This is a genomic window from Phenylobacterium sp., assembly GCF_020253645.1.
In the GTDB taxonomy this organism is placed as follows: domain Bacteria; phylum Pseudomonadota; class Alphaproteobacteria; order Caulobacterales; family Caulobacteraceae; genus Phenylobacterium.
Window position 1 is genome coordinate 1 of sequence record NZ_JADCBG010000061.1, and the last position, 8,353, is coordinate 8,353.

At 70.4% G+C, this 8,353-nt stretch carries 6 protein-coding genes; 5 read left to right on the forward strand and 1 reads right to left on the reverse strand.

What is annotated here, in order from left to right; all coding sequences use genetic code 11:
• Positions 1–143 precede the first annotated feature (143 nt).
• From ftsZ to ligA, 5 genes are all read left to right on the forward strand, one after another.
• Positions 144–1,712, forward strand: a complete 1,569-nt coding sequence (ftsZ, locus tag INE98_RS04345) for a cell division protein FtsZ (RefSeq protein WP_293536867.1) — start codon at positions 144–146, stop codon at positions 1,710–1,712.
• A 200-nt stretch (positions 1,713–1,912) separates the two neighbouring features.
• Positions 1,913–2,806 carry a UDP-3-O-acyl-N-acetylglucosamine deacetylase gene (lpxC, locus tag INE98_RS04350; RefSeq protein ID WP_293536868.1) on the forward strand — a complete coding sequence of 298 codons (894 nt, stop codon included), beginning with the start codon at positions 1,913–1,915 and terminating at the stop codon, positions 2,804–2,806.
• Positions 2,807–2,896: 90 nt separating this feature from the next.
• Entirely contained in the window at positions 2,897–3,799 is a 903-nt protein-coding gene (locus tag INE98_RS04355; RefSeq protein WP_293536876.1) for an outer membrane protein assembly factor BamD, read from the forward strand.
• Between the two features lie 60 nt (positions 3,800–3,859).
• Positions 3,860–5,554: a DNA repair protein RecN gene (gene recN, locus INE98_RS04360; RefSeq protein ID WP_293536870.1), complete on the forward strand. Its 1,695-nt coding sequence runs from the start codon at positions 3,860–3,862 to the stop codon at positions 5,552–5,554.
• The gene (ligA, locus tag INE98_RS04365; RefSeq protein WP_293536872.1) at positions 5,547–7,649 is read left to right on the forward strand and encodes an NAD-dependent DNA ligase LigA; all 2,103 of its coding nucleotides are present in this window, start codon (positions 5,547–5,549) and stop codon (positions 7,647–7,649) included. Before recN ends, ligA begins: the two co-directional genes overlap by 8 nt.
• Positions 7,650–7,695: 46 nt before the next feature.
• On the opposite strand, the gene INE98_RS04370 is transcribed toward ligA, so the two are convergent.
• A complete protein-coding gene (locus INE98_RS04370) occupies positions 7,696–8,139 on the reverse strand; it encodes an ISAs1 family transposase (RefSeq protein WP_293536874.1) in 444 nt (147 codons plus the stop codon).
• Between the last annotated feature and the right edge of the window lie 214 nt (positions 8,140–8,353).

The window sequence follows — 8,353 nt, forward strand, 5'->3', positions numbered from 1 at the left end:
CCTCCGACTCGGGCTAAGCAATTAACCCCAGATTAAGGGCGTCAGGGTGACCATTAACCCTGTCGCAGGCCGAGTCCGTCCGGTCCCTCCCGTCGGGAGCCGGGCGACTTGCGACAAGTCTGACGGAGGACGCGAGAGGTCTCATGGCAATAGCACTTTCCGCGCCGCGCGCGACCGAACTCAAGCCGCGCATCGTCGTCTTCGGGGTGGGAGGCGCCGGCGGAAACGCCGTCAACAACATGATCGACGCTGGCCTCGAGGGCGTCGAGTTCGTGGTCGCCAACACCGACGCCCAGCAGCTGGCCTTCGCCAAGACGGATCGCCGCATCCAGCTGGGCGTGACCGTCACCCAGGGCCTGGGCGCCGGGGCTCATCCCGAGGTGGGCATGAGCGCGGCCGAGGAATCCATTCCCGAGATCGGCGAGCACCTCGACGGCGCGCACATGGTCTTCATCACCGCCGGTATGGGTGGCGGCACCGGCACCGGAGCTGCGCCCATCATCGCCAAGGCGGCGCGCGAACGGGGCATTCTGACCGTCGGTGTCGTGACCAAGCCCTTCCACTTCGAGGGTCGCCACCGGATGCGTCTTGCAGAAAGCGGCATCTCCGAGCTTCAGCGCTATGTCGACACCCTGATCGTCATCCCCAACCAGAACCTGTTCCGCGTGGCCAACGAGCGGACAACCTTCGCCGAGGCCTTCGGCATGGCCGACCAGGTCCTGCACTCCGGCGTCCGGTCGATCACGGACCTGATGGTCCTGCCCGGCCTGATCAACCTGGACTTCGCCGACGTCCGCACGGTGATGACCGAGATGGGCAAGGCCATGATGGGCACCGGCGAGGCCGAGGGCGAGGATCGCGCCCTGATGGCCGCCAACAACGCCATCCAGAACCCGCTCCTCGACGAGGTCTCCCTGCGCGGCGCCAAGGCGGTCCTGGTTAATGTGACCGGGGGCCTGGACATGACGCTTCTGGAGGTCGACGAGGCCGCCAACGCCATCTCCGAGCAGGTCGACCCTGAAGGCAACATCATCTTCGGCGCCGCCTTTGATCCCAGCCTCGCAGGCAGGATCCGGGTGTCCGTGGTCGCCACCGGCATGGACGGCGCCTCGATGTCCGTGATCGAGCCGAGGCCCGCCCGTGCGGCGCCCCAGCCGGCTCCCATCCGGTTCGCTGCAAGCCAGGCTGAAGCCTTCAGCTCGGAGTTTGCGTCTTCCTCGGCTCCCGACGCGACCGCCAGCCAGCCTTCCCCGGCCCCGGCCCCGATGGTCGCCGAGGCGGTCAGCCCGGTGGTGGAGCCGCCGCTGTTTGATGACGGCCCGTCCGCGGGTCCGGGTTTCCTGGCGCCGGAGCAGGGCGACCTGCTGGCGCCGGCCGCATCCCCGCCCCCGGCCGCCGCCGCCTCCGTGGAGCCCGAAGCCGGGATTCGCGTCCAGGAACCGGTGATCAAGAAGATCGTCGATCCCAGTGTCTCCGCGGACGATGACTTCGACGGGATCTTCCCCAATCCGATCCCCGTAGCCCCGCCCCAGTCCCGGCCGACAGGGTTCCGCCTCTGGGGACAGAAGCGTCCTGCGCGATACGAGCCGCCTCCGGCCGCGGCCTCGCCCCGGGCCGGCGGCGCCCTGCCGGTCGAGACGCCCGGGGAGGCCCCGGCGCCAGAGGGCGAGAACCTCGACATTCCGGCCTTCCTGCGCCGGCTCGCGAACTGACGGCCTGCCGGTCCCGGCTCAAGACAACGGCCCTCCGGACCTTCCGGGGGGCCGCTCTCTTTCCGGGGAAACCCAAGGATTCCCGAAGGTTGACCCGCGAAACATTGCGAAATGCATCGTGTTTTGCGGCGCCGCAGCAAACGGCCTAAGAGCGCCGTGACGGACTGCGTATCCGTCCAGTGTGATCCGGAGCTTCCGTCTTGGCCGATTTCGCGTTTCAGCACACCGTCCGCGCCCCCGTCAGCTTCGAGGGGATCGGGGTGCACACCGGCGAGCGGGCCCGCGTCCTCGTCAAGCCCGCGGCCGCCGACACCGGGGTGGTCTTCGTCCGCACCGACGTCCAGGACCGGCAGAACAGGGTCCCGGTCACCGGAGACGCCGTCTGCAAGACCCAGTTGGGCACGGTCATCACCAATTCGGCCGGCGTGACCGTCTCGACGATCGAGCATCTCATGGCCGCCCTCGTGATGGCCGGCGTCGACAACACCGTCATCGAGATTGACGGGCCGGAGATGCCGATCATGGACGGCTCGTCCGTCGACTTCATCCGCGGCCTCGATCGCGCCGGCCTCCGGGCGCTCGGCGAGCCCCGCCGGTTCATCGAGATCATCGATGTCGTCGAGGTGATTGACGGCGACAAGCGCGCGACCCTGCGCCCCGCCCAGGGCTTCGAGGTGGCCTTCGAGATCGCCTTCACCTCGCGCGCGATCGGCCGGCAGGCGGTGGACCTCAGGATGGATGGCGAGGCGTTCCGCCGGGAGCTCGCCGACTGCCGCACCTTCGGCTTCCTGCACGAGGTCGAGGCGCTCAGGGCCATGGGCCTGGCGCTCGGGGGCTCCATGGAGAATGTCGTCGTCATCGATGGGGACCAGGTCTTGAACCCGGAGGGGCTCCGGCGGCCGGACGAGTTCGTCCGCCACAAGGCCCTGGACGCGATCGGCGATCTCTTTGTGCTTGGCGCGCCGGTCCTCGGCCGCTTTGAAGGCGTCCTCGCAGGGCACGCCCTGAACAATGCGCTGGTGCGCGCCCTTCTTGCGACGCCCCACGCCTGGCGTCTGCGGACCCTGGCGCCGCAGATGGCCGAGGCGGTCTGATCCCCCTTGCGCCGGCCGTTGGCTCAGGCCCACGGCTCGTGTAGAACCTGACCGTTCAGGCGCGGGGGCGCGCTCGTGTCCTTTGAGGTGATGGTGTCCGTGCTTCGCAGATCCTGGATCGCCCCGACCCTTGTCGGTCTGTCAGCCGCTGTCTTCCTGTCCGGGTGCGCCAGCCAGGAACGGAGGCCGCGCCTCGTCTACGAAGAGCGCCCTGTCGAACTGCTCTTTTCCACCGGCGCCGCGCGCCTCGACGCCCGTCAGTGGACACAGGCGGTGGACTATTTCGCAGAGGTCGAGAGGCAGCACCCCTATTCGGAGTGGTCCCGCCGGGCGATCCTGATGACCGCCTACGCGAATTACCAGGCCAGCCGGTATGTCGAGGCGATCGGCGACGCCGAGAGGTTCCTGTCCCTCTATCCCGGCAATCCTTCGGCCGCCTACGCCTATTACCTGAAGGCGATCTGCTACTTCGACCAGATCGTCGACGTCGGACGCGACCAGGCCGCTACGGGACAGGCGCTTGCAGCCCTTCGCGAGGTGGTCCAGCGGTTTCCAAAGACCGAATACGCGGCGGATGCGCGCCTGAAGATCGACATGGTCAATGACCAGCTGGCGGGCAAGGAAATGTCCGTGGGTCGCTACTACCTGCGCCAGGGCGACACGCTCGCCGCCATAGGCCGCTTCCAGACCGTCATTCAGCGCTTCCAGACCACCTCCCATGCGCCGGAGGCCCTCTATCGCCTGGTGGAGGCCAACCTGACCCTCGGGCTCATGGAGGAGGCGCGTCGCAACGGCGCCGTCCTGGGTTACAACTATCCCGGCGACTACTGGTATCGAGAGGCCTACGCCCTGCTGACGTCCAGGAACCTCCAGCCTGCCGTGACGCCCGACGGCCAGGCGAAACGGCGCCTGCCTCTTCCATTCATCCGGGACCCCTCCAGGACCCCACCGCCCCAGTCCTCGGGCCTGAGCCCCGCGCCGGGTGAGGGCTGAGCGCCGGATCGCCGGATCGCCGGGCTTCCGGTCCGGCCGATTCGCAGCGAACCTGCCCCCATGCTGACCGGTCTCTGGATTCGCGACCTTGTCCTGATCGAGAGCCTCGACCTCATCGTGGGGCCGGGCCTTACGGCCCTGACCGGAGAGACCGGGGCGGGCAAGTCCATCCTGCTGGACGCCCTTGGCCTGGCGGCCGGGGTGCGGGCTGAATCCGGCCTTGTCCGCAGGGGCGCCGCCCAGGCCAGTGCGACCGCCGCCTTTTCCCTGCCCTCCGGCCACGCGGTCTGGGGCCTCCTCGAGGCCCGTGGGCTGGAGGCGGCGCCGGGGGAGGACCTGATCCTGCGACGGGTCCTGTCCGCCGACGGCCGCAGCCGCGCCTTCGTCAACGATCAGCCCGCCAGCGTGGGGGCTCTGCGCGAGATCGGCGCCCTGCTGGTCGAGGTGCACGGACAGCATGAGACAGTGGGTCTCCTGGATGTGCGCACCCACCGGGACCTGTTGGACGCCTATGGCGGCCATGCCGATCTGCTGCGCGCTGTCGGACAGGCCTGGCGAGACTGGCGTGAAGCTGAAGCCCGCCTCGAGGGTCTGACCCGCGATTCCGCCGCCCTGGCCGCCGAGGCAGAGGACACCGCGCGCCTCCTGGCCGAGCTGGACGCCCTCGCCCCCGAGGCGGGGGAGGAGGCCGCCCTGGCCGAACGCCGGGCCGTCCTGGGCGCCGCCGAGAAGGCCCTGGCCGACATCAGCCAGGCGGGAGAGGCCCTCGAGGGCCTGCCGCCGCGGCTCGCCTCGGCCATCCGGGCCCTCGGCCAGGCCCGCAGCCGGGCCCTCCAGGCGGGGGCCGCCGCAGAGGGTCCCGCCGTGGGTCGGCTGGCCGAGGCCGAGGCGGCCCTGGACGCTGTCTTCGGCGGCCTGCAGGAGGCCGAGGCCGCCGTGGAGGCCGCCGCCGCCGCCTTCGACTTCCGTCCTGACGACCTGGAGACCGCCGAGGAGCGCCTCTTCGCCCTGCGCGCCGCGGCGCGGAAGATGGGCTGCGCCGTTGAGGCCCTGCCTGAGCGCCGGGCGGCCCTGGCCGAAAGGCTGTCGCGGCTGGAATCCGGCGAGACGGACCTCGTCTCCGCCCGCCATGCGGCGGCACAGGCCGAGGCGCGCTTCCTCGAGGCCGCCGCCGCCCTGTCGGCCGCCCGCCGGGCCGCCTCAGAGGCCCTGTCCCGGGCGGTGGAGTCCGAATTGCCGCCCCTGAAGCTGGAGCGCGCGCGCTTCCGGGTCGGCCTGGAGGCCCTGGCGCCCGACCGGGCCGGGCCGGGCGGCTGCGACCGCGTCGCCTTCGAGGTCGCTACCAATCCGGGGGCGCCCTTCGGAGACCTGACGACGGTGGCTTCGGGCGGCGAGCTGGCGCGCTTCGCCCTGGCGCTGAAGGCCTCGCTGGCCGGCCGCGGCGGCGCGCCGCCCCTGATGATCTTCGACGAGGTGGACCAGGGGGTGGGCGGCGCCGTCGCCGACGCCGTAGGCCTCCGCCTCCGCCGTCTGGCGCGGGAGGGACAGGTCCTTGTGGTCACCCACTCGCCCCAGGTGGCGGCCCGGGCGGACGCCCACTGGCGCGTGTCCAAGGCGGGCGACGAGGCGGCCGTCCGCACCCGGGTCGAGGACCTCGACCCCGCCGCCCGCGAGGAAGAGATCGCCCGCATGCTGGCCGGCGCCCAGGTCACCGATGAGGCGCGCGCCGCCGCCCGGGCCCTGATGCATGCCTGAGATCGCCGTTCCCGACCTGACGGAGGCGCAGGCCGCCGAGGAGCTGACCCGCCTGGCGGACGCGATCGCCTCCCACGCCCTCGCCTATCACCAGGCCGACGCCCCGGTCATTTCCGACGCCGACTACGACGCCCTGCGTCGCCGGAACGCCGACATCGAGGCGCGCTTTCCCCATCTTGTGCGCGAGAACTCACCGTCCCTGAGGATCGGCGCCGCCCGTTCCGAGCAGTTCTCTCCTGTGGAGCATGGGGTCCCCATGCTGTCCCTGGACAACGCCTTCTCGGACGCAGACGCCCTGGAGTTCGACGCCCGGATCCGGCGGTTCCTGCGGCTGGACGACGCCGACATCGCCTATACCGCCGAGCCCAAGATCGACGGCCTGTCGGCCTCCCTGCGCTATGAGGGCGGGGTGCTGGTGCGCGGGGCCACCCGCGGCGACGGCCGGGTGGGCGAGGACGTCACCGCCAACCTGCTGACCCTGGAAGACATTCCCCGGCGCCTTTCGGGATCCGGCTGGCCGCAGGTGATGGAGGTCCGCGGCGAGGTCTACCTGTCCCACCAGGCCTTCGCCGAACTGAACGCCCAGGCCGAGGCCGCCGGCCAGAAGACCTACGCCAACCCCCGCAACGCCGCCGCCGGGTCCCTGCGGCAGATCGACCCCAAGGTCACGGCGACCCGGCCCCTGGGCTTCTTCGCCTATGCCTGGGGCGAGGTCAGCGCGCCCTTCGCCGACACCCAGTGGCGGGCCCTGTCCCTGTTGGCCGAGTGGGGCTTCGCCACCACCCCCCAGTCGCGCCGGGTCGAGGGCGGCAAGGGGCTCATGGCCGCCTACCGCGAGATGGAGGCCGCCCGACCCCGCCTGGGCTTTGACATCGACGGGGTGGTCTACAAGGTCGACCGGCTGGACTGGCAGCAGAGGCTGGGCTTCATCACCCGCACGCCCCGCTGGGCCATAGCCCGCAAGTTCCCCGCCGAGCGGGCGCGGACAGTCCTGACGGCCATCGACCTGCAGGTGGGGCGGACAGGCGCCGTGACCCCCGTCGCCCGTCTGGTCCCGGTCACGGTCGGCGGGGTCGTCGTGGAGAACGCCACCCTGCACAACGCCGACGAGATCGCCCGCAAGGACATCCGGGTCGGGGACACCGTCATCGTCCAGCGGGCCGGGGACGTCATTCCCCAGGTGGTCGGCGTGGTGGAGGCCGAGCGGTCCGATCCGCCGCCGCCGCCCTTCGCCTTTCCCGAGACCTGCCCGTGCCCCCTGGCCACCCCCCTGGTGCGCGAGACCACGGCCTCAGGGGCGGAGACGGTGGTGCGGCGCTGCTCGGGCGAGTTCGCCTGTCCCTTCCAGCGCATCGAGCACCTGCGCCACTTCGTCTCCCGCAGGGCCTATGACATCGAGGGCCTGGGCGAGAAGCAGCTGGCGGCCTTTTTCGACCTCGGCTGGGTGCGCGAGCCTGCCGACATCTTTCGCCTGGCCCGGGACCCCGCCCGGCTGGATGAGCTGCGGGCCATGGACGGCTATGGCGAGACCAGCGTCGCCAACCTGGTCGCCGGGATCGAGGCGCGCCGCGACATTCCCCTGGACCGGTTCATCTTCGGCCTCGGCATCCGGCATATCGGCGAGACCACTGCCATGGTCCTGGCCCGGGGCTATGGCTCGGCCGAGGCCTTCCTCGCCGCCATGGACCGCGTCGCCGCCCGGGACCCCGAGGCCATCGAGGAGCTGGACGCCCTCGACCAGGTGGGCGGCGCGGTGATCGAGGCCGCCGCCGCCTATTTCGGCGAGGCGCACAACCGGCGGATCGTCGCCGAGCTCGTCGCCGAGCTGACCATCCGCGACGCCGAGAAGCCTCGCCAGGACACCGCCGTCGCCGGAAAGACGGTGGTCTTCACGGGCGCCCTGGAGCAGATGACCCGGGACGAGGCCAAGGCGAGGGCGGAATCCCTGGGCGCCAAGGTGGCTGGCTCGGTCTCGAAGAAGACCGACATCGTGGTCGCCGGTCCCGGGGCCGGCTCCAAGCTGAAGACCGCCGAGGCCCTGGGCATACGGGTCCTGACGGAAGCCGAGTGGCTGGACCTGATCGGCAGCCTTTAGCCTCGCCGGCCCCTGGGCGCCGTAACTCTTCTCCCGCAGGGCAGGGCTATCGCATATGGCCGACCATGGAGAGCAGGAAGGCGTCGTCCCATCCGGCGCGCTTGAGCTTCTTCTTCATTGAGCCCTTTGCGGGGTGATGCCTGGCGATATTGAGGGCGAGTTTTCTGAGGAGGGCGAGGTTCTGTGGGGCATTGTCCTTGCGGCTCCTTGCGCGGTCTTCTTCGAAGGCGACGTCCAGGACCCAGTGGAGCTGGTTCTCGATCGTCCAGTGGGTCCTTGTGACCTGGAGCATCGGTGGACCGTGCGGTAGGCCCACCACCTGACGCAGCAACTCCAGCTTGGCGTCCGCGAACTCCGCCATGTCCGTGCAGTCCTCCGCCCCGCAAAGAACCGCCGCCAGAGCCACGAACATCACTTCCAACAGATCATGACGCGCGTTGCTCGCTCGCGGGTCCGGAACCTCCGAGAAGACAGCTTCGAAACCTCCCATGGGAGCCTCCCAAAACAAGGAAGACACCCTCAGAATCCAGTTCGCCCAGATCACTCAAGCCAAATGCGATTCCCCTGCCCCTGGGGGGAGGAATTACGGAGCCATTGCTCCCCTGCGGGGGAGCTGTCGGCGAAGCCGGCTGAGGGGGTGCAACCGCGGCTCCGCAGACCCCCTCCGACCCGCTTCGCGGTCCACCTCCCCCTCAAGAGGTGGA